This is a genomic window from Pseudomonas oryzae (assembly GCF_900104805.1).
GTDB lineage: Bacteria > Pseudomonadota > Gammaproteobacteria > Pseudomonadales > Pseudomonadaceae > Geopseudomonas > Geopseudomonas oryzae.
The window spans coordinates 4,390,001-4,413,246 of sequence record NZ_LT629751.1; the positions used below are offsets into that span (position 1 = coordinate 4,390,001).

The window sequence follows — 23,246 nt, forward strand, 5'->3', positions numbered from 1 at the left end:
ACCTGAAACCGTATGCGTACAAGCAGTGGGAGCCTACTTTGTTAGGTGACTGCGTACCTTTTGTATAATGGGTCAGCGACTTATATTCAGTGGCGAGCTTAACCGTATAGGGGAGGCGTAGCGAAAGCGAGTCTTAATAGGGCGTTTAGTCGCTGGGTATAGACCCGAAACCGGGCGATCTATCCATGAGCAGGTTGAAGGTTAGGTAACACTGACTGGAGGACCGAACCCACTCCCGTTGAAAAGGTAGGGGATGACTTGTGGATAGGAGTGAAAGGCTAATCAAGCTCGGAGATAGCTGGTTCTCCTCGAAAGCTATTTAGGTAGCGCCTCACGTATCACTCCAGGGGGTAGAGCACTGTTTCGGCTAGGGGGTCATCCCGACTTACCAAACCGATGCAAACTCCGAATACCTGGAAGTGTCAGCGTGGGAGACACACGGCGGGTGCTAACGTCCGTCGTGAAAAGGGAAACAACCCAGACCGTCAGCTAAGGTCCCAAAGTTGTGGTTAAGTGGTAAACGATGTGGGAAGGCTTAGACAGCTAGGAGGTTGGCTTAGAAGCAGCCACCCTTTAAAGAAAGCGTAATAGCTCACTAGTCGAGTCGGCCTGCGCGGAAGATGTAACGGGGCTCAAACCACACACCGAAGCTACGGGTTCATCCTTTGGATGAGCGGTAGAGGAGCGTTCTGTAAGCCTGTGAAGGTGAGTTGAGAAGCTCGCTGGAGGTATCAGAAGTGCGAATGCTGACATGAGTAACGACAATGGGAGTGAAAAACTCCCACGCCGAAAGACCAAGGGTTCCTGCGCAACGTTAATCGACGCAGGGTTAGTCGGTCCCTAAGGCGAGGCTGAAGAGCGTAGTCGATGGGAAACAGGTTAATATTCCTGTACTTCTAGTTACTGCGATGGGGGGACGGAGAAGGCTAGGCCAGCTTGGCGTTGGTTGTCCAAGTTTAAGGTGGTAGGCTGATTTCTTAGGCAAATCCGGGAAATCTAGGCCGAGAGCTGATGACGAGCGTTCTTTTAGAATGCGAAGTGGTTGATGCCATGCTTCCAGGAAAAGCCTCTAAGCTTCAGGTAACTAGGAACCGTACCCCAAACCGACACAGGTGGTCGGGTAGAGAATACCAAGGCGCTTGAGAGAACTCGGGTGAAGGAACTAGGCAAAATGGCACCGTAACTTCGGGAGAAGGTGCGCCGGTGAGGGTGAAGTATTTACTACGTAAGCCCATGCCGGTCGAAGATACCAGGCCGCTGCGACTGTTTATTAAAAACACAGCACTCTGCAAACACGAAAGTGGACGTATAGGGTGTGACGCCTGCCCGGTGCCGGAAGGTTAATTGATGGGGTTAGCGCAAGCGAAGCTCTTGATCGAAGCCCCGGTAAACGGCGGCCGTAACTATAACGGTCCTAAGGTAGCGAAATTCCTTGTCGGGTAAGTTCCGACCTGCACGAATGGCGTAACGATGGCGGCGCTGTCTCCACCCGAGACTCAGTGAAATTGAAATCGCTGTGAAGATGCAGTGTATCCGCGGCTAGACGGAAAGACCCCGTGAACCTTTACTATAGCTTTGCACTGGACTTTGAGCTTGCTTGTGTAGGATAGGTGGGAGGCTTTGAAGCGTGGACGCCAGTTCGCGTGGAGCCATCCTTGAAATACCACCCTGGCAATCTTGAGGTTCTAACTCTGGTCCGTTATCCGGATCGAGGACAGTGTATGGTGGGTAGTTTGACTGGGGCGGTCTCCTCCCAAAGAGTAACGGAGGAGTACGAAGGTGCGCTCAGACCGGTCGGAAATCGGTCGCAGAGTATAAAGGCAAAAGCGCGCTTGACTGCGAGACAGACACGTCGAGCAGGTACGAAAGTAGGTCTTAGTGATCCGGTGGTTCTGTATGGAAGGGCCATCGCTCAACGGATAAAAGGTACTCCGGGGATAACAGGCTGATACCGCCCAAGAGTTCATATCGACGGCGGTGTTTGGCACCTCGATGTCGGCTCATCACATCCTGGGGCTGAAGCCGGTCCCAAGGGTATGGCTGTTCGCCATTTAAAGTGGTACGCGAGCTGGGTTTAGAACGTCGTGAGACAGTTCGGTCCCTATCTGCCGTGGACGTTTGAGATTTGAGAGGGGCTGACCTTAGTACGAGAGGACCGGGTTGGACGAACCTCTGGTGTTCCGGTTGTCACGCCAGTGGCATTGCCGGGTAGCTATGTTCGGAAAAGATAACCGCTGAAAGCATCTAAGCGGGAAACTTGCCTCAAGATGAGATCTCACTGGAGCCTCGAGCTCCCTGAAGGGCCGTCGAAGACTACGACGTTGATAGGCTGGGTGTGTAAGCGTTGTGAGGCGTTGAGCTAACCAGTACTAATTGCCCGTGAGGCTTGACCATATAACACCCAAACAATCTGATTGTTTGCGTGAGACAGGCCGAAAGCTTGCAGAACCGCAAATTACCGAATACGACTATCACGTACCCGATTCGGGGTAGCGCCACGGCGATGCCCCAACCGAATTGCTTGACGACCATAGAGCGTTGGAACCACCTGATCCCATCCCGAACTCAGCAGTGAAACGACGCATCGCCGATGGTAGTGTGGGGCTTCCCCATGTGAGAGTAGGTCATCGTCAAGCACCTATACAGAAACCCCGATCAGCTCATGCTGGTCGGGGTTTCGTCCTTTGAGCGCTGAAAAGCGCATGGCTAGGCTCTTCTTAGCTAAGATAGCGCGTACCTGCCCATCGCGCGGTGTTCCGATGTCCGACCCCGCTGTCTCATCCCCCACGTCACTCGCCGAGCTGCCATTGTCGCAACTGATGGCCTGCCACGAGTGCGACTTGCTGATGCGAAAGCCTGAGCTGGATCTGGAGCAGAGAGCCTGTTGTCCACGCTGCGGCTATGAGTTGTCGTCTCACCGTGCCCATGTCGAATTGCGCAGTCTTGCGCTGGTGCTGACGGCCTTGCTGCTGTTCCTGCCGGCGAATTTCCTGCCGATCATGCAGCTCAATCTGCTGGGGCAGACCACTCAGGACACTGTATGGAGCGGAGTGGTTGGGCTTTACCGCAGTGGCATGGAGCTGGTCGCCGGGATCGTCTTTCTTTGCAGCATGGTGGTGCCGCTGCTCAAGCTCCTCTGCCAGTTGTTGGTGCTGTTGTGCATTCGCTGGCGGGTGGCGCTCAAGAGCGGGCGCTGGCTGTTCCGCTCGTATTACCATTTGCGCGAGTGGGGAATGCTGGAGGTCTACCTGATGGGGATCTTGGTCTCCATCGTCAAGCTGATCGACATGGCCGACCTGACGCTGGGCATGGGGCTGTTCTGCTTCATCGGACTTCTGCTGGCTCAGGTATGGCTGGAGGTCACCATGTCGCCGCACCAGATCTGGGCCGCGCTGGAGGATGAAGAGCATGCGCGCGCTTGATGCCGGCATTCTGGTGTGCGACGAATGCCACCAGCTCAATCGCTGGCAGCCAGGCGAGGCTCAGCACTGCAGCCGCTGCGAGGCCAGACTGCATCCCCGCCGGCCAAACAGCATTGCCCGTACCTGGGCGCTGCTGCTGGCTGCGGCCCTGCTTTATGTACCCGCCAACCTGCTGCCGATCATGACCGTCAGCCTGTTCGGCCTGGGCAGCCCGGCGACGATCATGGGGGGGGTGATGGAGCTTATCCACGCGCAGATGCTGCCGATCGCCCTGGTGGTATTCGTTGCCAGTATTCTTGTGCCGACCTTCAAGCTGGTCGGCATCGCCCTGCTGCTGTACTCGGTGCAGCGCCATCAGCCGCTTTCGCCACGCCAGCGGATCATCATGTTCCGCTTCATCGAGTGGATAGGGCGCTGGTCGATGCTGGATATCTTCGTCATCGCCATCCTCGTCGCGCTGGTCAGCTTCGGCAATCTGGCCAGCATCGAGGCAGGGGCCGGCGCCCTGGCGTTCGCGGCGGTGGTCGTGCTGACCATGCTGGCGGCCATTACCTTCGATCCCCGGCTGATCTGGGACAACACCGACGCAGATGATCCCCATGAGTGAACTTGCCCACCCCGAGATCCACAAGACCAGCAGTTGGTCGGCCATCTGGGTGCTCCCCCTGCTGGCCTTGCTCATCGGCCTCTGGCTGCTCTGGCGAGCCCTGAGCGAAGCTGGGGTGGAGATCATGGTGCACTTCCCCGATGGCGAAGGCATCCAGGTCAACAAGACCCAGGTCATGTACAAGGGCATCGCCGTGGGCAAGGTCATCGACCTGCATGTCAGCAAGGACATCCAGGGCGTCGATGCCATCATCGAGATCAACCGCGAGGCGAAGGACTACCTCAGCGCGGAAACCCGCTTCTGGCTGGTCAAGCCGCGGGTCTCGCTGGCCGGGGTCACCGGTCTGGAAACCCTGGTGTCCGGTATCTACATCGCCGTCGATCCGGTCAGGGGCGAGCCGGCCCATGAGTTCACCGCGCTTCGGGAGCCGCCGCCGCTTTCCGACCGCCTGCCGGGTCTGCACATCACCCTCAAGGCCGATCGGTTGGGCTCGCTCGACGAGGGCAGCCCGGTATTCCATCGACAGATCCGCGTCGGCCAGGTGAAGAGCTACCGGCTGGGCGAGGACCAGCGCACCGTCGAAGTGCAGATCTACATCGAGCAGCCCTATGCACACCTGGTGCGCAAGCACACACGCTTCTGGAACGCCAGCGGCGTCACTTTCAGTGGCGGACTATCCGGCTTCAAGCTGCGCACCGAGTCGCTGGTGAGCATAGCCACCGGCGGCATTGCCTTTGCCACCCCGGACCATCGGGCGGATAGTCCGCCCACCGACCCGACCATTCCGTTCCGTCTCTACGAGGATTTCGATGCCGCCGAGGCCGGCCTCAAGGTTGCCTTGAAGCTCGAGGATGTCAGCGGCCTGCAGCCTGGGCGCACCCCGGTGATGTACAACGGTGTGCAGGTAGGCACCTTGAAGAGGATCGACATGGGCAAGGATTTTGCTCAACCGATGGCCGAGCTGACCATGGATCCGCGTACCGAGGAGCTGTTGCTGTCCGGCACCGAGTTCTGGGTGGTCAAGCCATCGATTTCCCTGGCCGGCATCACCGGCCTGGAGGCGCTGGTACAGGGCAACTACCTGGCAGTGCGCTTTGGCAAGGAGGGTTCGCCATCCCGCGAGTTCGCCGTGCGGGCGAAGGCGCCGCCGCTGAATGTGGATGCTCCCGGGCTGCATCTGGTGCTGTCCGCCGATCGACTGGGCTCCCTGGACATCGGCAGTCCGGTGCTCTACCGGCAGATGCGCGTCGGCAGCGTGCAAAGCTACCAGCTGTCCCGTGAGCGCGACCGCGTGGTGCTGGGCGTGCACATCGAGCCGGACTACGCGGGATTGATCAACAGATCCACCCGCTTCTGGAATGCCAGTGGCATCACCCTCAAGGGAGGGCTGGGGGGCGTCGAGGTGAAGAGCGAGTCGCTGCAGACACTGGTGCTCGGTGGCATCGCCTTCGAAACCCCCGATCCGGCCGCTCCCGCAGTGAAGCGGATCGAGCGCTTCCCGCTGTACGAGTCCGAGGCCTTGGCCCTCGCGCGCGGCCAGTTGCTCGAGCTGCGCGTCGAGCGCGGCGATGGCCTGCGCGAGGGCACGCCGCTGCGTTATCGCGGTCTGGATATCGGCCTGGTCGAGGAGGTGCGTCTCAGCGAAGATCTGGGCGCGGTGCTGCTCCGGGTCCGGGTCACCGCCGCCGAGGCCCGCGTCGCCAGTGCCGGCAGCCGGTTCTGGGTGGTGCGCCCGGAGCTCGGCCTGGTGCGCACGGCCAACCTCGACACCCTGGTGAGCGGACCCTACCTCGAGGTCGAACCGGCGCCCCGGGCCGGCGAGCGGCAGACGCGCTTCACCGTCCTGCCCCGGGCACCCCAGGCGGTTGCCGAGGAGCCGGGGTTGCCACTGGTGCTCAGTGCCAGCCGGCGCGGCTCGCTCAAGCCCGGCGTCGCCGTCACCTATCGCGAGATGGCGGTGGGCAAGGTCACCCGCCTCGACCTGGGGCCCACCGCCGACCGCGTGTTGGTGCACGTCCTGATCGAGCCGCGCTACGCGTCGCTGGTGCGCGGCGGCAGCCGCTTCTGGAACGCCAGCGGCATCGGGGTCGATCTCGGCCTGCTCAAGGGCGCGCAGATCCGTACCGAGTCGCTGGAGGCGCTGCTCGAGGGCGGCATCGCCTTCGCCACGCCGGAGCAGCCCGGTCCGGTCCATCCCGGCCAGACCTTCGCCCTGTTCGATGAGCCACAGGACGAGTGGTTGCGCTGGGCGCCGAAAATTCCACTGCCGCCGTGAAGACATCCCGGGCCCGGGCAACCAGCGGCCGCGCCCCTGCGGGGCCTGGCGCTTTCCCGCCAGCGGGATTCGCGCCACAATCTGCGGATAACCAGAACGGCATGCGCCGACCTGCCGGCGACGGGATCACCAGGAGACCGACATGAGCAACGACCGCGTCATCATTTTCGACACCACGCTGCGCGACGGCGAGCAGAGTCCCGGCGCGTCCATGACCAAGGAAGAGAAGCTGCGCATCGCCAAGGCGCTGGAGCGCATGCGCGTCGACGTGATCGAGGCCGGCTTCGCCATCGCCAGCCCGGGCGACTTCGAGGCGGTCAAGGCGATTGCCGAGACGATCAAGGACAGCACCGTGTGCAGCCTGTCGCGTGCGCTGGACGGCGACATCGAGCGCGCCGCCGAGGCCCTCAAGAACGCCAATTCCGGACGCATCCACACCTTCATCGCCACCAGCCCGATCCACATGCAGTACAAGCTGCGCATGCAGCCGGACCAGGTGATCGAGCAGGCCGTGCGGGCGGTGAAGAAGGCGCGCAGCCTGTGCGGCGACGTGGAGTTCTCCTGCGAGGACGCCGGCCGCTCGGAAATCGACTTCCTCTGCCGGATCATCGAGGCGGCCATCGACGCCGGCGCGCGCACCATCAACATCCCGGATACCGTCGGCTACGCCATCCCGCACCAGTATGCCGATACCATCCGCCAGCTGCTCGAGCGCATCCCCAACGCCGACAAGGCGGTGTTCTCGGTGCACTGCCACAACGACCTCGGCCTGGCCGTGGCCAACTCGCTGGCCGCCGTGGTCGCCGGTGCGCGCCAGGTCGAGTGCACCATCAACGGCCTGGGCGAGCGCGCCGGCAACGCCGCGCTGGAAGAGATCGTCATGGCGATCAAGACGCGCAAGGACCTGCTCGGCGTCTACACCAACATCGAGACCGAACACATCCTCAGCACCTCGCGCATGGTGTCCGGCATCACCGGCTTCCCGGTGCAGCCGAACAAGGCCATCGTCGGCGCCAACGCCTTCGCCCACGAGTCGGGCATCCACCAGGACGGCGTGCTCAAGCACCGCGAGACCTACGAGATCATGCGCGCCCAGGACGTCGGCTGGAACGCCAACAAGATGGTCATGGGCAAGCACTCCGGGCGCAACGCCTTCCGCGCCCGTCTCGAGGAGCTGGGCATCGTTCTGCCCGGCGAGGCCGAGCTGAACGCCGCGTTCGCCCGCTTCAAGGAGCTGGCCGACAAGAAGCACGAGATCTTCGACGAGGACCTGCAGGCGCTGGTCTCCGACAGCCTCGGCGAGGAAGCGCCGGAGCACTTCAAGCTGGCCTTCCTCGAGGTGGCGAGCAAGACCGGCGAGGTGCCGCAAGCGCAGCTGGTGCTCAGCGTCGACGGTGTCGAACACAAGGCCAGCGCCAGTGGCGCCGGTCCGGTGGACGCCACCTTCAAGGCCATCGAGGCAATCGTCCAGTCGCAGGCCAACCTGCAGCTGTACTCGGTCAACGCCATCACCCAGGGCACTGACTCCCAGGGCGAGGTGACCGTGCGGCTGGAGAAGGGCGGACGCATCGTCAACGGCAATGGCGCCGACACCGACATCCTCGCCGCCTCCGCCAAGGCCTACCTGAACGCGCTGAACCTGATGCAGGCCGGCGGCCACAAGACCCACCCGCAGGCAGCCGACGTTTGATCGACGAACAGCAGCGCCGCGCCTACCTCGGCGCCATGCAGGTGACCACCTGGTTGCCGCGCATGGCGCTGCCGTTTGCCGCGCCCTCGCGTCCCGAGCTGCTGGTACTGCCGGAGCCGGAGGTGGAAGCGCCGCGGCGGCCGCGTCCGGCTGTCGCCGCTCCGGCGGCGGAGTCCCGGCGACCCGAGACTGCCCGGCCTGCGGTTCCGGTACCGGAGGCGGTCGTGCCGCGCAAGGCGCCGGTGATCCCGCTCCGGCCGGCTGCCGACAAGGCGCCCGCGCCGCTGGCCGAGGTCGCGCCGCCACCTGCGCCACGCCGCGAACCGCCCCCCCGCTTCGCCCTGCAGTCGTTGCGCGCCGGCAGTTGCCTGTTGCTGGTCGAACTGCCGACGGGGGAGCCCTTCGGTGCACGCGATCCCGGTTATCGCCTGCTCAAGGACCTGCTGCGCGCTGCCGGGCTGCCGGACAGTCCGCGACCGATCGGCGAGCCGATCCGCTGGCCGCTGATCCGCAACAATCCCGAGTTCGACCAGGGCCCGGCAGCCGCCCGCGACTACGTGCGGGCCGTGCTGCAGGGGCAGCTCGAACAGGAGCCGACGCTCTGCACCTGGCTGATCGGCAGTGCCGCCGCGCGTTTCGCCGGCGAAGAGGAGCAACCGCCGAGCTGCCGGGAGATCGACCTCGCCGGACTTGGCGCAGCCTGGACCCTGCCGGGCCTCGAACAACTGATGGAAGCTCCGCCGCTGAAGGCCGAGCTGTGGCAAAGCATGCGGCGCGCCAGACGCCGCTGGACGAACGAAGCATGACTGATGCGGTAAGTTTCCGGCGCATGAGCGCCGACGACCTGGATGCGGTACTCAAGATCGAATACGCCGCCTTCAGCCATCCCTGGACGCGCGGCATCTTCACCGATGCGCTCAACTCCTACGAATGCTGGCTGATGTTCGAAGGCAGCCAGCAGGTCGGCCACGGGGTGATCAACCTGATCGCCGACGAGGCGCACCTGCTCAACATCACCGTCAAGCCGGAGAGCCAGGGCCGCGGCCTCGGTCTGCGCCTGCTCACCCACCTGATGCAGCGCGCCCGTGAGCGCGGTGGCAACGAGTGTTTCCTCGAGGTGCGCGCCTCCAACCAGTCGGCCTACCGTCTGTACGAGCGTTTCGGCTTCAACGAGATCGGCCGGCGGCGTGATTACTATCCCGCCACGGGCGGACGCGAGGACGCCCTGGTGATGGCCTGCCCGCTGTTCGACTGAGCCGCTGCCGGGCGTGGCCCGGCGAGCGCTTGCATACCTTGTCCTGAACTTTGCCGGGAGCGCCGGGATGACGCTGCAAACCGCCGAGGTGATCGTGGTCGGCGCCGGCCTGTCCGGGCTGACGGCTGCCTGGCGTCTGGCCTGGGCCGGCAAGGACGTGCGCGTGCTGGAGGCCACGGGCGATCTCGGTGGGCGTATCCGCACCCGCCAGTTTGCCGACGGCATGCCGGTGGAGCTGGGCTCCGGTGGTATCGGCGCTCGCCAGGTGCGCGTTCGCCAGCTGACCCAGGAGCTGGGGCTCGCGCTGCAGGCGCCGACCGTCCAGCCCTGCGGCTTCGATCAGCTGTATCGCCAGGCGCTGGCCGCGCGCGGCTGGCTCGCCCGCCAGCAGCTCGGACACCTGTGGCGGAAGCTCGAGCAGCAGGCCGCCCAACTGCCGCCGGAGCCCTCCGCCGAGCACGGTCTGGCTCGCGAGCTGGACACTCGCAGCCTGGCCGCTTGGCTGGAGCAGCGCTGGCTGGGCGGCGAGGCGCGCCGGCTGGCCGGGCAGATGGCCGAGCGGCTGTTCGCCGCCCCGCCATCCGTGTCCCTGCTGCAGGCGCAGTTGCAGCTGCGCCGCCAGGGCGGGCGTGCCGGATTGCTGGAGCTGCGCCTGGGCGCGCAGGAGCGGCCGGCGGCCGGCATGCGGGCGATCTGCGTCGCCCTGGCCCAGCGTCTGGGCGACTCCCTCGTGCTCGATACGCCACTGCTGGCAGTCGAGCAGGATGCTCGTGGCGTCGAGCTGGTCACGGCGGGCGCACGTTATCGCGCCGAGCAGGTGGTGCTGGCGTTGCCGGCCTTGCTGCTGGCGCGGCTCGGCTTTGCCCCGGCGCTGCCCGGCTGGTACGAGCTTGGCCTGCGCCAGCTGCTGCCGCAGGCCTCCCTGGATGTCCAGTTGCGCTACGAGCGGCCGTTCTGGCGCGCGCGTCTGCCCCATGTCGCCTTGCCGCACTGCGCCGGTGACTGCCTGCTGATCGAGCAGCCGCCCGTGCTTGCGGGGGAGGGGGCGCTGCGCGTGCGGCTGACTGGCGAGCTGGCCAGGCGTTGCCTGGCGCTGGCGGCGTCGGCGCGCCAGGCCCTGCTGCTGGATACCCTCGGCGTCCTGCTCGGCGAGCCGGCGCGCACGCCGCTGGAGTGCCTGCTGCAGTGCTGGGCCGACGAGCCGTTCCTGCGCTGTGCGGAGCCCTACTGGCCGGCCGGCGGCTGGAGCGTGCAGGCGCCGCTGCTGAGCCGCCCGCTGGGGCGCGTGCACTTCGCCGGCGCCGACCTGGCCCTGCGCTGGCCAGGCACCCTCGAGGGCGCGGTGGAGGCCGGCGAGCGCGCCGCCGAGGAAGTCCTGGCCCTGGGCTGACGACCGCCGCACCGCGCGCGGGCTTGCCAAGCGGGCGGACGGCTTCGTAAGGTGCCCGCCTGTGTCGAAGGAGTTGGCCATGTCATTTGCCGCAAGCCCGGGGTGCTCGACCCGCGAGGCGCCTCAGTCCCCTGGTGCTCTGCCGTGCGCGAGCCACCGGCAGTCGAGCGAGGTGCGGCGATGAACCTGCGCCATCTGTGGGCCGCTGCCGGACTGTTGCTGTCCTGCCTGTGCTGGGCCGGCAACGCCCTGGTGGCGCGGGCGGTGGCCGACAGCATCCCGCCGATGTCGCTGGCGTTCTGGCGCTGGTCGCTGGCGCTGGGACTGCTGCTGCCCTTCGTCGCACGCCCGCTCTGGACGCTGCGCGTGCAGATCCGCGCCGCCGGTTGGCGCCTGTGGCTGGTCGCCGTGCTGGGCATCGCCAGCTACAACTCGCTGCTTTACCACGCCGCGCACAGCACCTCGGCGATCAACATCACCCTGCTCAACACCTGCCTGCCGCTCGCCACCTTCCTCGGCGCGGGACTGCTGCTCGGCGAGTGGCCGGCGCGGCGTGCCTGGTTCGGCATGGCGGTGGCCGCCGCTGGCCTGCTGCTGCTGATCGGGCGTGGCGAGCTGGCGACCTTCCGCGCCCTCGACTTCTACCCCGGCGATCTGCTCATGCTGCTGGCGGTGGCGGCCTGGGCCCTGTATTCGCTGCTGATGCGCCTGTGGGGGCCGCGCTTCGGGCTGCCGCCGCTGCCGTTGCTGGGCGTGATGATCCTGTTCGGCCTGGGCATGATGCTGCCGTTCTACCTGTTCGAACTGCTGCGCGTCGGCGGTTTCGCGCCGACTGCGGGCAACCTCGCCGCGATCGGCTATACCGCGCTGTTCGCCTCGCTGCTCGCCTATCTGGCCTGGAACCACGGACTCAAGGTGCTGGGCGCGGCGCGCGCCTCGCTGTTCAGCTACCTGATGCCGGTGTTCGCGGCACTGCTCGCCTGGCTGCTGCTGGACGAGCGCCTGGCCTTCTACCACTGGCTGGGCGGGGCGCTGATCTTCGCCGGCCTGCTGCTGGCCACCCGCCCGGTCAGGAGTGTCGCGGACCTTCAACGCAGCGCCGAGTAGTTGTTCTCCGCGTGGCAGGCGGCCGGGTCGCGGTGCTCGCGGCACAGCCTGGCGAAAGTCGCCTTGGCGCCCTTGCGGCAGTCGCGGTAGCGCAGCGAGCCGCGCCGTTCGTTCATGCACACGCTGGCGTAGTCGATCCGGCCGCCGCTTTCGCGCCACTTGAAGGTGCCGCGGACGCTGCCATCGCGGGTTTGCCACGACCACTTGGCCGAGCGGGTCACGCTCTTTTGCCGCGGCCTGGGTCGTTCGCCAGTTGCCGGGCGCACGGCCGGCAGGCGATTGATGATCGGCCGGGGCTGGTAGTTGTGCTCGTTGAACGTGGTTTGCCGGGGCGCCGCGGTGTCCGCCGGCGGCGCCGGGCGGTAGGCGTGGATCTGCGCTGGCGGAGGCGCCGCGGGCCTGCTCAGCGGCACAGGCGCAGACAGGGGCGGCGGGGCGGCGGCGGCCGTGATCGGTGCTGGAGAGGGGGCTGCGAGTGGCGCCACCGGCGTGGCCCGACTCTTCAGCCACTGCGGAGCGACAATGGCGGCAGCTGCCGTGCTGCCCAGTATGGTCAGCGCCAGCAGCCAGCCGTGGCGGCGCCGGGTGCGATGGCGTAAGGGCGCATCTTCCTGATCTGCGTGCATGGAGGCCTCCTGGCCGTGATGACTCCCCGATCCCTGGGGAGCTGCCAGCGTAGCCGGAGGTTTTTTCGCGCACAACGAAAAAGGGCCTGCATTTCTGCAGGCCCTTTCGGAATTTTTGGTGGCTACGCAGGGACTTGAACCCCGGACCCCAGCATTATGAATGCCGTGCTCTAACCAGCTGAGCTACGTAGCCAACGTGGCGCGCATTATTATGGGCGGCGGGGTTGCTGTCAACCCCCGAGTGCAGAAAAAACTCCAATCCGATCAAACGCTTGCCGCATCCTGCGATCGGGCTCGACAGCCGTCGTCCCTGACGGCCGCCGAGCGGGCGTTCAGCCCGGCATCGGAGCCGGATTCTTCACCGTGGCCAGCTCCGGGTGGGCGACCAGCTTGTCGATGTGCAGCTCGGGATTGTCCAGCCAGGCCTCGGTCAGCACCCGGTAGTGCTCCATGTCGCGGCAGCGCATGCGCAGGCTGTAGTCGAAGGTGCCGCTGATGAGCCGGCACTCGAGCACCTGCGGGCAGGCGCGCATGCAGGCCTCGAAAGCCTTCTGCGCGGCACGCCCGCTCTGGTTGGACAGCGCCACCAGGACCAGCAGCGACAGGCCGGGGGAAACCTGCTGCAGGTCGACGATGGCGCCGTAGCCGAGGATCACCCCCATGCGCTCGAGCTTGCGCACCCGCTCCAGGCACGGGCGCGGCGTCAGGTGCACCAGTTCGGAGAGCTTCTGGTAGGTGATCCTGCCGTTGTGGCGCAGCACCTCGATGATCGCCTGGTCGATGCGATCGAGGCTGAGGTTGTGCTCCTGACCGGTATCGGAGATGTCTTTGAGGCTCATGTCACTTCAGTCGGTTGGACAGGAACTGTTGCAGGCGTTCGCTGGCAGGATTGTCGAGGATCCGCGCGCTGCCCTGCTCCTCGACGCGGCCCTGGTGGAGGAACAGGACCTGGCTGGAAACCTGGCGGGCGAAGCCCATCTCGTGGGTGACCATGATCATGGTGCGTCCCTCCTCGGCGAGAGTCTGGATCACCTTGAGCACTTCGCCAACCAGTTCCGGGTCGAGGGCCGAGGTCGGCTCGTCGAACAGGATGATCTCCGGCTCCATGGCCAGCGCCCGCGCGATGGCCACGCGCTGCTGCTGGCCGCCGGAGAGGAAGGCCGGGTACTGCTCGGCGACCCGCGCCGGCAGGCCGACCTTGTCCAGGTAGGCGCGGGCACGCTCCTCGGCCTCGCGCGCCGGCACGCCGAGCACCTGGCGCGGCGCCATGGTGATGTTGTCCAGCACGCTCATGTGGCTCCACAGGTTGAAGTGCTGGAACACCATGGCCAGGCGGGTGCGCAGGCTCTGCAGCTGGGCCTTGTCGGCCACCGTGGCGCCGCCGCGGGTTTGGCGCATGGCGATGGTCTGGCCGTCGAGGGTGATGCTGCCGGCGTCGGGTTGCTCGAGGAAGTTGATGCAGCGCAGCATGGTGCTCTTGCCCGAGCCGCTGGTGCCGATCAGGCTGATCACGTCGCCGCTGCTGGCGTGCAGCGACACGCCCTTGAGCACTTCGTTGTCGCCGTAGCGCTTGTGCAGGTCTTCCACCTGCAGCTTGTGCTGGGCGGTGCCGGCGACGCTGCGGGCGTGGCTTTCGTTGCGCGAGGAGAGGAGGCCGGCCGGGTTGGCGGGCATGGCGTAGGCGGTCTGGTTCATCACGAGTTACCCCCGGGTAGGGCCAAGAAAGGTCATCCAGCGGCTTTCGGCGAAGCGGAACAGGCCGACCAGCAGGAAGGACAGCAGCATGTAGAGCAGGGCGGCGATGCCGAAGGCCTGGAAGGTCATGAAGGTTGCGGCATTGGCGTCGCGGGCGACCTTGAGGATGTCCGGCACGGTGGCGGTGAACGCCAGCGAGGTGGCGTGCAGCATGAGGATCACCTCGTTGCCGTACTGCGGCAGCGCCCGGCGCAGGGCCGAGGGGATGATCAGGTGCGTGTACAGGCGCCAGCCGGTCAGGCCGTAGGCGTGCGCCGCCTCGATCTCGCCATGCGGAATGTTGCGGATGGCGCCGGCGAAGATCTCCACCGTGTAGGCGCAGGTGTTCAGCACGAAGGCCAGGAGGGTGCAGTTGATCGCCTCGCGGAAGAAGCCGTCGAGCAGCGGCTGGGAGCGCACCGCCTCCAGGCTGTACAGGCCGGTGTAGCAGATCAGCAGCTGGATATACAGCGGCGTGCCGCGGAACAGGTAGGTGTAGAACTGCACCGGCCAGCGCAGCAGGCGGTTGCGCGAGACGCGGGCGATGGCCAGCGGCACGGCGAGCAGGAAGCCGAGGACGATTGAGGCGACCAGCAGCCAGAGGGTCATGGCCAGCCCGGACAGGTTGTAGCCGTCGCTCCACAGGAAGGCGTGGCCGTACTGTTGCAGCAGCTCGATCATGGCATCAGCCCCTTGATTCCGGTGTTGTAGTGGCGCTCCAGGCGGCGGAACACCAGGTTGGACAGGCTGGTGATCAGCAGGTAGACCACCCCGGCGATGATCAGGAAGTACAGCGGGTCATTGGTGGTCTTGCCGGCATTCTGCGCGGCCTTGACCAGGTCGGAGAGGCCGATGATCGACACCAGCGCGGTGGCCTTGAGCAGCACCAGCCAGTTGTTGCCGAGGCCCGGCAGGGCGAAGCGCATCATCTGTGGGAACAGCACCAGGCGAAAGCGCTTGAACGCGCCGAGTCCGTAGGCGGTGGCCGCCTCCAGCTGGCCGCGCGGCACGCTGAGGATGGCGCCGCGGAAGGTCTCGGTGAAATAGGCGCCGTAGATGAAGCCGAGGGTGGCCACGCCGGCGCTGAACGGGTCGATCTCGATGTAGTCCCAGCCGAGCAGGTCGGTCAGCTCGTTCAGCCAGGTCTGCAGGCTGTAGAAGATCAGCAGGATCAGCACCAGGTCGGGCACGCCGCGGATCAGCGTGGTGTAGCCCGCGCCCAGCAGGCGCAGCCAGCGCAGTGGGGCGAGCTTGATGCAGGCGCCGAGTAGGCCGAGGGCGACGCTGAGCAGCATGGACAGCATGGCCAGCTTCAGCGTCATCCAGATGCCTTGCAGCAGCAGGGGGCCGAAGCCTTGCAGGTCGAGGACCGGCAGGCCGAGGGAGTGCAGGAGGTCATTCACGATGGAACACCTGTTCGGAAAGGCGAGGGCGGTGCCCGGCCGCCGCAGCAGGCCGGCCGGACGGCGGAGCGGTTACTCGCTGTAGATGTCCTGCGAACCGAAGTACTTGCGCTCGATGGCCTTGTAGGTGCCGTCGGCGTGCAGGGCGGCGATGCCCTTGTTGATCAGCGCCTGCAGCTCGGCGTCGTTCTTGCGCAGGCCGATGGCGATCACCGAGGGCAGGCCCGGGTCGCTGATCGCCGCGCCGCTGTGGAAACCCTGGCCCTTGGGCTGGGAGAGGAAGTTCAGCTCGGCTTCCAGCTTGTCGGTGACGATGGCGTCGAGGCGGCCGTTGGCCAGGTCGGCATAGTTCTGGTCCATCGACTGGTAGGCCTTGATCCGCGCGCCGGCCGGGGCCAGCTTGGCGCGGGCGTAGACTTCCTGGATCGAGCCCTGCAGCACGCCGACCTGCTTGCCCTCGAGCGATTCCGGGGTGGCGCCGAAGCCGGCGTCCTTGCGGGTGACCAGCGCGGTGGGGCTGAGGAACAGCTTGTCGGAGAAGGCGATCTGCTGCTCGCGGGCCGGGGTGACGGCCATCGACGACATGATGCCGTCGAACTTGCGCGCCCGCAGGGCGGGGATCAGGCCGTCGAAGTCATTGGTCACCCAGGTGCACTTGACCTCCAGCTTGGCGCAGATGGCGTTGCCCAGCTCGATATCGAAGCCCTGCAGGCTGCCGTCGGCGGCCACGGACTCGAAGGGCGGATAGTCGGGGAACACCCCGAAGCGGATTTCCTTCCATTCCTTGGCCTGGGCCAGTCCGGCGGTCAGCGGGAGGACGACTGCGGCTACCAGCGTGCAGAGCTTTTTCATGGGAACTGTTCCACTGTGAATCTTGTTTTTGTTGTGCGGCCAGGACGCCGAGGGCCGGTCTGGCTGCGCGTGGCGGGTGCTGATGACCGGCTGGAGGCCGGCTCAACTGGGGACTGAGAATGCCCGGGGGAACGACTCTTTTGGTGTCGTTAAGCGTTGGGGAGGAGGCAGGAATAGCTGTTAAACGCAGGCAAACAGCAGAATCGGCTGTTGGTGGCGTCTTTTATGTTCTCGCGCCGCCGGCTTGTCGCATATCTGTACGGCCGTGGGGTGGCTGGCGCCTCACTTATAGGCGGCCAGCAGCAGGTTGCTTTCCGAGTTGGCCACGCCCTTCAGGGCGCGCAGCTCGCGCAGCACCCGGTCGAACTCGCTGAGGGTCGCGGTGTGGATCTCCGCCACCAGATCCCAGCGGCCGTTGGTGGTGTGCACCTGCACCACCTCGGGGATCTGCCGCAGGGCGGCGATCACCGCGTCGCTGGCGCCGCCACGCAGCTCGATCATGGTGATGGCGCGCACGCCGCTGTTCTCCAGCTCGTTGCGCAGTTTGATGGTGAAGCCGACCAGCAGGCCGGAGCGCTGCAGACGGTCGATGCGATTCTGCACGGTGCCGCGCGACACCTTGAGGCGTTCGGCCAGCGCGGCGGTGGAGGCGCGGCCGTCCTCGCGCAGCAGGGCCAGCAGGCGGCGGTCGAGGTCATCGGGTTGGTCAGGCATGGTCATCACCGGGCAGCGAGTGTTTTTGGCATATCGTCAACGGATTCTATCATTTTGCTCTTTCTTGATGTGCAAAATGTAATTTATCTATCTATCTGCTAGGCGCCCTCTTTCCTACAATTTTCCGACGTTTTCACTCAACCGGAGTCGCCATCGTGTCTGCCTTGCCTGTCCCGTCCCTTCTGCCCAAGACCGTCAGTCTGGTCGGTGCGCCCACCGATGTCGGTGCTGGCGCCCGTGGCGCTTCCATGGGGCCGGAGGCCCTGCGCGTCGCCGGTCTGGTGCCGGCGCTGCGCGAGCGCGGTTTCCAGGTGCTCGATCGTGGCAACCTGCGTGGCCCGGCCAATCCCTGGCTGGCGCCGCAGCAGGGCTACCGCCATCTGTCGGAGGTGATCGCCTGGAACCAGGCGGTGCACGACGCCATCTATGCCGAGCTGCGCGAGGAGCGCCTGCCGATCCTCTTGGGCGGCGACCACTGCCTGGGCGTCGGCTCGATCAGCGCGGTGGCCCGCCACTGCCGGGATACCGGCAAGAAGTTGCGCATCATCTGGCTGGATGCCCACGCCGACTTCAACACCTCGGATCTCACCCCCTCGGGCAACCTGCACGGCATGCCGGTGGCCTGTCTGTGTGGCGACGGCCCGCGCGAGCTGGTCGAGATGGCTGGCGCGGTGCCGGCGATCCAGCCGCAGTGGATCCGCCAGATCGGCATCCGTAGCGTCGACGAAGGCGAGCGGGTGCGCGTGCACGAGGCGGGGCTCGAGGTGATGGACATGCGCTATCTGGACGAGGTGGGCATGCGCGTGGCCATGCAGCAGGCGCTGGCCGACCTCGACGCCGACACCCACCTGCACGTCAGCTTCGACGTCGACTTCCTCGACCCGGAGATCGCCCCCGGCGTCGGCACCACGGTGCCGGGCGGGGTGAGCTACCGCGAGGCGCAGCTGTGCATGGAAATGATCGCCGACACCGGGCTGCTGGGGTCGCTGGACATCGTCGAGCTCAACCCGGCGCTCGATCACTGCAACCGCACCGCACGGGTGGCGGTGGAGCTGACCGAGAGCCTGTTCGGCAAGTCGACGCTGATGCGCGCCGCGCGCTGACTCCCTATTCTGCGGCCATGCCACAACGACCGAGACCGCCACAGGGCGGTCTCGGTCGTTTGCATGCCGGCGGGGCGTCGCTGATGCCGGAGCCTCCCTGCTCCGGATGGCAAGACACCGCGGTTCGGTGTCGGCGTGGCTGTCGGCAATGCGTCAATGACGCGTGGGCAGATGGACTTCCGCCAGCATGCAGCGCGCGCTGCCGCCGCCGATGCGTTCGATGGTGTCGATGTTCACCACCACGGGGCGGGCGTGCCGCTCGATCAGCTGGCGCTGCAGCGGTGCGAGCGACTGCCAGGCGCTGCGCGACATCACCAGCAGCGGCTGGCCGTCCTTGTTGTGCAGTTCCAGCATGTTGCCGGCGAAGCCTTCCAGCTGGGCCCAGTTGAGCGGCAGGATGTCCTTACCGGTGTCGCGCAGTTGCCGCTCGAGCTGCCGGCGCTCGACCTCGTCGCGCACGGCCTGCAGGCAGACGATGGCCAGGCTGCGGCCGACGCTCATCATCACGTTGCTGTGGTAGATGGGCGCGCCGCCGCGGTCCATGGCATGGAAGGCGCACAGGCGGTACTCCAGGCGCTCGGCGAACTGGCGCAGCGCACGGGCGTGGGTGCGTCCGGAGTAGCAGGCGTAGCTGATGCGGTGCTGGCGATCGAGCACCATGCTGCCGGTGCCTTCGAGGAACAGGCCCTGTTCCTCCAGCGGGCTGAGATCGATGGTCTCGCTGATCCGGAAGTGACGGTCGAGCACCTCGAGCACGCCCTTGCGCCGCTCCAGGCGGCGGTTAGCGCCCTCCATCGGGTAGACCACCAGGCGGCCGTCGGCATGGCTGCTCCAGCAGTTGTTGGGGAAGATGGAGTCGGGGGTGTGCGGCGCCGGGCTGTCCTGCACCACCAGCACGTCCACGCCGGCGCCGCGCAGGCTCGCGACATAGCCGTCGAATTCTTCCAGGGCTCTGGCCTGGGCCTCTGCCGGCTCCAGCAGCGCCTGCTGGAAGCGGTTGTTGCCGGCGGTGTCGGGGTTGAAGGCGAACCCGGCAGGCCGAATCATCAGCACGGTATCGGTGGTTTGCATGGGGCATCATCCGGTGGTTGGCGATGCCCCATTGTCGGTCCGTGGCCGTGGTGATCCCGGCTGATCTGCCGCTTCGGCTCAGCCTGGCAAGCTGAAGGAGGCCGGGCTGCAGCCGATTCGGTCGCAGGTCGGGGACTGCTGCGCAGGCGCCGGGAGAGGTTCGCCGGGGCAGCGCGAGCAGGCAGGGCGCGCGGCGACCGGGACCGGCAGGCCCGGGGCGAGCATGGGCGAGAAACGACAAGACGCCCCGGGCCGTGGGGCGCGGGGCGTCTTGTGTCGGAAGCGATCAGGCGCGCTTGAGCAGCGGCTGTTCGGCGTCTTCGGCGAGCAGGGCGAACAGGTTCTTCGGGTCGCGCGGGCTGGGCACCAGCTCGATCCGGCTGCCGATGTCCAGGCGCTCGGCGACGTCGCGCACGTAGCGCAGGGCCGAGTAGTCCTCGAGGGCGAAGCCCACCGAGTCGAACAGGGTGACTTCCTCTGCGCTGCGGCGACCGGCGGCGCCGCCGCTCAGCACCTGCCACAGCTCGGTGGTCGGCGAGCCGGCCGGCAGCTGCTGGATCTCGCCCTCGATGCGGCTCTGCGGCTCGTACTCGACGAACACGCTGGCCGCCTCGACGATGCTGCGGTGCAGCTCGGTCTTGCCCGGGCAGTCGCCGCCCACGCCGTTGAGGTGCATGCCCGGCTCGATCATCTCCGGAGTGAGGATGATGGCGTTGGTCTTGTCGGCGGTCACCGTGGTGACGATGTCGGCGCCGCGCACCGCCTCGGCGGTGGAGTCGGCGATGATAACCTTGATGCCCGGGAAGCCGGCCAGGTTGCGGGCCAGCTTGCGGCTAGCCTGCGGGTCGACGTCGTACAGGCGGATCTCGTCGATGCCGAGGATGCTGTGGAAGGCGATGGCCTGGAACTCGCTCTGCGAGCCGTTGCCGATCAGCGCCATGCTGCGCGCGTTCTTGCGCGCCAGCACACTGGCGGCCAGCACCGAGGTGGCGGCGGTGCGCAGGGCGGTGGTCAGGGTCAGCTCGCTGAGCAGCACCGGCTTGCCGGTGGCGACGTCGCCCAGGGCGCCGAAGGCCATCACGGTGAGCATGCCGTCGCGGGTATTCTTCGGATGGCCGTTGACGTACTTGAACGCGTACAGCGCGGTGTCGGACACCGGCATCAGCTCGATCACGCCGTCGGCCGAGTGGTTGGCCACCCGCGCGCACTTCTCGAATTCCGGCCAGCGCAGGTAGTCCTGGCGCAGGTACTCGGTCATCTCGGCCAGGCAGGTGGTCAGGCCCTGGCGGGCCACCAGGCGGCTCAGATCGTTGACGTCGATATAGCGGGTCATCTTGTTGTTCCTCTGGGCTATCGGCTCGGGCGGCCAGCGGCGCGGCGCCTGGTGCTGGCTCGCTGCCAGGCGGCGGTGTGCGTCTGGCGATGCGGCTATTGTCTGCCGGCGGGGCCGACAATCCCGGCTGAACTGCTGGCGCCGTCCAGCCTGGAAAGCTGAAAGACGAGGCGCTGCAGCCGATTCTGCTGTCGGTGCGAGCCCGGAGGGTGAAGAGGGGGCGATGCTCTCGCCAGAAAGCACAAGCCCCGCACGGGGCGGGGCTTGTCGGCAGGCGGGGAGGCTCAGACGTTGAAGCGGAAGTGCATCACGTCGCCGTCCTTGACGATGTAGTCCTTGCCTTCCAGACGCCATTTGCCGGCTTCCTTGGCGCCGGCTTCGCCGCGGTACTGGATGAAGTCGTCGTAGGCGATGACCTCGGCGCGGATGAAACCCTTCTCGAAGTCGGTGTGGATCACCCCGGCGGCCTGCGGCGCGGTGGCGCCGACCTTGACGGTCCAGGCGCGCACTTCCTTGACCCCGGCGGTGAAGTAGGTCTGCAGGTTGAGCAGCTGGTAGCCGGCGCGGATCACCCGGTTGAGGCCCGGCTCGTCCATGCCCATGGATTCGAGGAACATCTGCTTTTCCTCGTCCTCGTCCAGCTCGGCGATCTCGGCCTCGATCTTGTTGCACACCGGCACCACGATGGCGCCTTCCTCCTCGGCGATGGCGCGGACCACGTCGAGGTGCGGGTTGTTGTCGAAGCCGTCCTCGGCGACGTTGGCGATGTACATCACCGGCTTGCTGGTCAGCAGGTGGAAGCCGCGGATGATCAGCTTCTGCTCGGCATCCATGTTCTTCATCAGCGAGCGGGCCGGCTTGCCTTCGCTGAAGTGCGGGATCAGCTGCTCGAGGATGGCCTTCTGCGCCAGGGCTTCCTTGTCGCCGCCCTTGGCGTTGCGCTGTACCTTCTGCAGCTGCTTCTCGCAGCTGTCGAGGTCGGCGAAGATCAGCTCGAGGTCGATGATCTCGATGTCGCGCTTGGGATCGACCGAGTTGGACACGTGGATCACGTTGTCGTCCTCGAAGCAGCGCACCACGTGGGCGATGGCGTCGGTCTCGCGGATGTTGGCGAGGAACTTGTTGCCCAGGCCCTCACCCTTGGAGGCGCCGGCGACCAGACCGGCGATGTCGACGAACTCCATGGTGGTCGGCAGCACGCGCTCGGGCTTGACGATCTCGGCCAGCGCGTCGAGGCGCGGGTCGGGCATCGGCACGATGCCGCTGTTCGGCTCGATGGTGCAGAACGGGAAGTTCTCCGCGGCGATGCCGGACTTGGTCAGGGCGTTGAACAGGGTGGACTTGCCGACGTTGGGCAGGCCGACGATGCCGCAGTTGAATCCCATGGTGTATCCCTCGCGGAGATGAATTCGGTCGAAAAGGGGGCGTCAGGCTTTCTGGCTGTGCAGCTGCTGCATGGCCTTGGTCCAGTCGCCGGCGAGCATTTCCGGCAGCACGTCGAGGGCGAAGTCGATGCTCGCCTCGAGCTTTTCCTGTTCGCTGCGCGGGGCCCGGCCGAGGACGAAGCCGGAGACGAGGTTCTTGTCGCCGGGGTGGCCGATGCCGAGCCGCAGGCGATAGAAGGAATTCTGGTTGCCGAGCTGGGCGATGATGTCGCGCAGTCCGTTGTGCCCGCCGTGGCCGCCGCCGAGCTTGAGCTTGGCGATGCCGGGGAGCATGTCGAGTTCGTCGTGGGCCACCAGGATGGCCGCCGGCGGAATGCGGAAGAAGTTCGCCAGCGCCGCCACGGACTGACCGCTGCGGTTCATGTAGGTGGTGGGGATGAGCAGACGAACGTCGCGGCCCTGGTGGCTGAACTTGCCGACCAGGCCGAAGTACTTCTTGTCGGCGGCGAGATTGACGCCCAGCTTGCGGGCCAGCGCCTCGACGAAAAGAGCCCCTGCGTTGTGCCGGGTCTGCTCGTATTCCGGACCGGGGTTACCGAGGCCGACGATCAGTTGGATGGCAGTCACGACAGGGGCTCTCTTGGTTCAGTCAGCGAGTGACTTATTCGCCTTGCACGCGGGAAGCGTGGATGTTGGCGACAGCCAGATCGTTGCCGTGGGCCAGGGCCACCAGCTCGACGCCAGCCGGAACGGTCAGGTCGGACAGGTGCACGGTCTGACCGAGGGCGACCTTGGCCAGGTCGACTTCGATGAATTCCGGCAGGTTCTGCGGCAGGCAGGAGACTTCCACTTCAGAGATGGTGTGGGAGACTTCGCCGCCCTGCAGCTTCACGGCATCAGCGGTTTCGGCGTTGATGAAGTGCAGCGGAACGCTGGTGGTCAGCTTGTGGTCGGCCACGGCGCGCAGGAAGTCGGCGTGGACCACGAAGCCCTTGGACGGATGACGCTGCAGGGCCTTGATCAGCACGGTCTCGGTGGTGCCACCGATGTTCAGAGCGATCACGTGGCTGAAGGCAGCCTCGTTCTCCAGCAGCTTGGCGAAGTCCTTGGCCAGCAGGCTGACGGACAGCGGAGCCTGCTCGCCACCGTAGACCACGGCAGGAACCAGGTTAGCGTTACGACGCAGGCGGCGGCTCGCACCTTTCCCCAGGTCGGAACGCACTTCGGCATTCAGGGCAAAATTGGTCATTGCATTTCTCCAGAATGACAACACGCCCGA

General features: G+C 66.0%; 21 protein-coding genes, 1 tRNA gene and 2 rRNA genes (1 of these 24 cut by a window edge). 11 read left to right on the plus strand and 13 right to left on the minus strand.

Features of this window, described 5'->3' with window-relative positions:
• The 10 genes from BLT78_RS20005 to BLT78_RS20050 all read left to right on the plus strand — a co-directional run.
• A 23S ribosomal RNA gene (locus BLT78_RS20005) occupies positions 1-2,394 on the plus strand; it begins 498 nt to the left of the window's first position.
• A 126-nt stretch (positions 2,395-2,520) separates the two neighbouring features.
• A 5S ribosomal RNA gene (gene rrf / locus BLT78_RS20010) occupies positions 2,521-2,636 on the plus strand.
• Positions 2,637-2,759: 123 nt separating this feature from the next.
• Positions 2,760-3,422 carry a paraquat-inducible protein A gene (locus BLT78_RS20015; RefSeq protein ID WP_090351706.1) on the plus strand — a complete coding sequence of 221 codons (663 nt, stop codon included), beginning with the start codon at positions 2,760-2,762 and terminating at the stop codon, positions 3,420-3,422.
• The gene (locus BLT78_RS20020) at positions 3,409-4,029 is read left to right on the plus strand and encodes a paraquat-inducible protein A (RefSeq protein ID WP_090351708.1); all 621 of its coding nucleotides are present in this window, start codon (positions 3,409-3,411) and stop codon (positions 4,027-4,029) included. The genes BLT78_RS20015 and BLT78_RS20020 overlap by 14 nt, the downstream gene beginning before the upstream one ends.
• The gene (locus BLT78_RS20025; protein ID WP_090351709.1) at positions 4,022-6,304 is read left to right on the plus strand and encodes a PqiB family protein; all 2,283 of its coding nucleotides are present in this window, start codon (positions 4,022-4,024) and stop codon (positions 6,302-6,304) included. Before BLT78_RS20020 ends, BLT78_RS20025 begins: the two co-directional genes overlap by 8 nt.
• Positions 6,305-6,446: 142 nt before the next feature.
• The gene (locus tag BLT78_RS20030; protein ID WP_090351711.1) at positions 6,447-7,994 is read left to right on the plus strand and encodes a 2-isopropylmalate synthase; all 1,548 of its coding nucleotides are present in this window, start codon (positions 6,447-6,449) and stop codon (positions 7,992-7,994) included.
• Complete coding sequence (locus tag BLT78_RS20035) at positions 7,991-8,800, plus strand: hypothetical protein (RefSeq protein WP_090351712.1); 810 nt, start codon at positions 7,991-7,993, stop codon at positions 8,798-8,800. Before BLT78_RS20030 ends, BLT78_RS20035 begins: the two co-directional genes overlap by 4 nt.
• A complete protein-coding gene (gene rimI, locus BLT78_RS20040) occupies positions 8,797-9,249 on the plus strand; it encodes a ribosomal protein S18-alanine N-acetyltransferase (RefSeq protein ID WP_090351714.1) in 453 nt (150 codons plus the stop codon). The genes BLT78_RS20035 and rimI overlap by 4 nt, the downstream gene beginning before the upstream one ends.
• 67 nt (positions 9,250-9,316) lie before the next feature.
• A complete protein-coding gene (locus BLT78_RS20045; protein WP_090351716.1) occupies positions 9,317-10,639 on the plus strand; it encodes a flavin monoamine oxidase family protein in 1,323 nt (440 codons plus the stop codon).
• A 180-nt stretch (positions 10,640-10,819) separates the two neighbouring features.
• A complete protein-coding gene (locus BLT78_RS20050) occupies positions 10,820-11,746 on the plus strand; it encodes a DMT family transporter (protein ID WP_090351717.1) in 927 nt (308 codons plus the stop codon).
• Here the strand turns inward: BLT78_RS20050 and BLT78_RS21485 are convergent.
• From BLT78_RS21485 to BLT78_RS20090, 8 genes are all read right to left on the minus strand, one after another.
• A complete protein-coding gene (locus BLT78_RS21485; RefSeq protein WP_157719557.1) occupies positions 11,728-12,372 on the minus strand; it encodes a hypothetical protein in 645 nt (214 codons plus the stop codon). The genes BLT78_RS20050 and BLT78_RS21485 overlap by 19 nt on opposite strands.
• A gap of 116 nt (positions 12,373-12,488) precedes the next feature.
• Positions 12,489-12,565: transfer RNA gene (locus BLT78_RS20060), tRNA-Met, on the minus strand.
• A gap of 139 nt (positions 12,566-12,704) precedes the next feature.
• Positions 12,705-13,211, minus strand: a complete 507-nt coding sequence (locus BLT78_RS20065; RefSeq protein WP_090351720.1) for an Lrp/AsnC family transcriptional regulator — start codon at positions 13,209-13,211, stop codon at positions 12,705-12,707.
• Between the two features lies 1 nt (position 13,212).
• Complete coding sequence (locus BLT78_RS20070; RefSeq protein WP_231975658.1) at positions 13,213-14,067, minus strand: ABC transporter ATP-binding protein; 855 nt, start codon at positions 14,065-14,067, stop codon at positions 13,213-13,215.
• Between the two features lie 6 nt (positions 14,068-14,073).
• Positions 14,074-14,787: an ABC transporter permease gene (locus tag BLT78_RS20075; protein ID WP_090351721.1), complete on the minus strand. Its 714-nt coding sequence runs from the start codon at positions 14,785-14,787 to the stop codon at positions 14,074-14,076.
• Positions 14,784-15,509, minus strand: coding sequence for an ABC transporter permease (locus tag BLT78_RS20080; RefSeq protein ID WP_408003088.1), 726 nt, complete (start codon positions 15,507-15,509; stop codon positions 14,784-14,786). The genes BLT78_RS20075 and BLT78_RS20080 overlap by 4 nt, the downstream gene beginning before the upstream one ends.
• 72 nt (positions 15,510-15,581) lie before the next feature.
• Positions 15,582-16,361: an ABC transporter substrate-binding protein gene (locus BLT78_RS20085; RefSeq protein ID WP_090351724.1), complete on the minus strand. Its 780-nt coding sequence runs from the start codon at positions 16,359-16,361 to the stop codon at positions 15,582-15,584.
• 282 nt (positions 16,362-16,643) lie between these two features.
• Positions 16,644-17,075 carry an Lrp/AsnC family transcriptional regulator gene (locus BLT78_RS20090; protein WP_090352431.1) on the minus strand — a complete coding sequence of 144 codons (432 nt, stop codon included), beginning with the start codon at positions 17,073-17,075 and terminating at the stop codon, positions 16,644-16,646.
• Between the two features lie 155 nt (positions 17,076-17,230).
• On the opposite strand from BLT78_RS20090, the gene rocF reads away from it, so the two are divergent.
• Positions 17,231-18,178 (plus strand): arginase, encoded by a 948-nt coding sequence (gene rocF / locus BLT78_RS20095; protein ID WP_197673126.1) that lies wholly within the window; start codon positions 17,231-17,233, stop codon positions 18,176-18,178.
• A 153-nt stretch (positions 18,179-18,331) separates the two neighbouring features.
• Here the strand turns inward: rocF and ctlX are convergent, their stop codons facing one another.
• The 5 genes from ctlX to BLT78_RS20120 form a co-directional block, all read right to left on the minus strand.
• Positions 18,332-19,249, minus strand: coding sequence for a citrulline utilization hydrolase CtlX (gene ctlX, locus BLT78_RS20100; protein ID WP_090351726.1), 918 nt, complete (start codon positions 19,247-19,249; stop codon positions 18,332-18,334).
• 286 nt (positions 19,250-19,535) lie between these two features.
• Positions 19,536-20,582, minus strand: coding sequence for an ornithine cyclodeaminase (locus BLT78_RS20105; RefSeq protein ID WP_090351727.1), 1,047 nt, complete (start codon positions 20,580-20,582; stop codon positions 19,536-19,538).
• Positions 20,583-20,866: 284 nt separating this feature from the next.
• On the minus strand, positions 20,867-21,967 hold the full coding sequence (gene ychF / locus BLT78_RS20110; RefSeq protein WP_090351728.1) for a redox-regulated ATPase YchF: 1,101 nt from the start codon (positions 21,965-21,967) through the stop codon (positions 20,867-20,869).
• Between the two features lie 42 nt (positions 21,968-22,009).
• Positions 22,010-22,594 carry an aminoacyl-tRNA hydrolase gene (pth, locus tag BLT78_RS20115; RefSeq protein WP_090351729.1) on the minus strand — a complete coding sequence of 195 codons (585 nt, stop codon included), beginning with the start codon at positions 22,592-22,594 and terminating at the stop codon, positions 22,010-22,012.
• Between the two features lie 34 nt (positions 22,595-22,628).
• A complete protein-coding gene (locus BLT78_RS20120; protein ID WP_090351731.1) occupies positions 22,629-23,216 on the minus strand; it encodes a 50S ribosomal protein L25/general stress protein Ctc in 588 nt (195 codons plus the stop codon).
• Between the last annotated feature and the right edge of the window lie 30 nt (positions 23,217-23,246).

Coding starts and splice junctions, on each gene's coding strand:
- BLT78_RS20015 (WP_090351706.1), top strand. CDS start 2,760: ATGTCCGACCCCGCTGTCTCATCCCCCACGTCACTCGCCGAGCTGCCA.
- BLT78_RS20020 (WP_090351708.1), top strand. CDS start 3,409: ATGCGCGCGCTTGATGCCGGCATTCTGGTGTGCGACGAATGCCACCAG.
- BLT78_RS20025 (WP_090351709.1), top strand. CDS start 4,022: ATGAGTGAACTTGCCCACCCCGAGATCCACAAGACCAGCAGTTGGTCG.
- BLT78_RS20030 (WP_090351711.1), top strand. CDS start 6,447: ATGAGCAACGACCGCGTCATCATTTTCGACACCACGCTGCGCGACGGC.
- rimI (WP_090351714.1), top strand. CDS start 8,797: ATGACTGATGCGGTAAGTTTCCGGCGCATGAGCGCCGACGACCTGGAT.
- BLT78_RS20045 (WP_090351716.1), top strand. CDS start 9,317: ATGACGCTGCAAACCGCCGAGGTGATCGTGGTCGGCGCCGGCCTGTCC.
- BLT78_RS20050 (WP_090351717.1), top strand. CDS start 10,820: ATGAACCTGCGCCATCTGTGGGCCGCTGCCGGACTGTTGCTGTCCTGC.
- BLT78_RS21485 (WP_157719557.1), bottom strand. CDS start 12,372: ATGCACGCAGATCAGGAAGATGCGCCCTTACGCCATCGCACCCGGCGC.
- BLT78_RS20065 (WP_090351720.1), bottom strand. CDS start 13,211: ATGAGCCTCAAAGACATCTCCGATACCGGTCAGGAGCACAACCTCAGC.
- BLT78_RS20070 (WP_231975658.1), bottom strand. CDS start 14,067: ATGAACCAGACCGCCTACGCCATGCCCGCCAACCCGGCCGGCCTCCTC.
- BLT78_RS20075 (WP_090351721.1), bottom strand. CDS start 14,787: ATGATCGAGCTGCTGCAACAGTACGGCCACGCCTTCCTGTGGAGCGAC.
- BLT78_RS20085 (WP_090351724.1), bottom strand. CDS start 16,361: ATGAAAAAGCTCTGCACGCTGGTAGCCGCAGTCGTCCTCCCGCTGACC.
- BLT78_RS20090 (WP_090352431.1), bottom strand. CDS start 17,075: ATGCCTGACCAACCCGATGACCTCGACCGCCGCCTGCTGGCCCTGCTG.
- ctlX (WP_090351726.1), bottom strand. CDS start 19,249: ATGCAAACCACCGATACCGTGCTGATGATTCGGCCTGCCGGGTTCGCC.
- BLT78_RS20105 (WP_090351727.1), bottom strand. CDS start 20,582: ATGACCCGCTATATCGACGTCAACGATCTGAGCCGCCTGGTGGCCCGC.
- ychF (WP_090351728.1), bottom strand. CDS start 21,967: ATGGGATTCAACTGCGGCATCGTCGGCCTGCCCAACGTCGGCAAGTCC.
- BLT78_RS20120 (WP_090351731.1), bottom strand. CDS start 23,216: ATGACCAATTTTGCCCTGAATGCCGAAGTGCGTTCCGACCTGGGGAAA.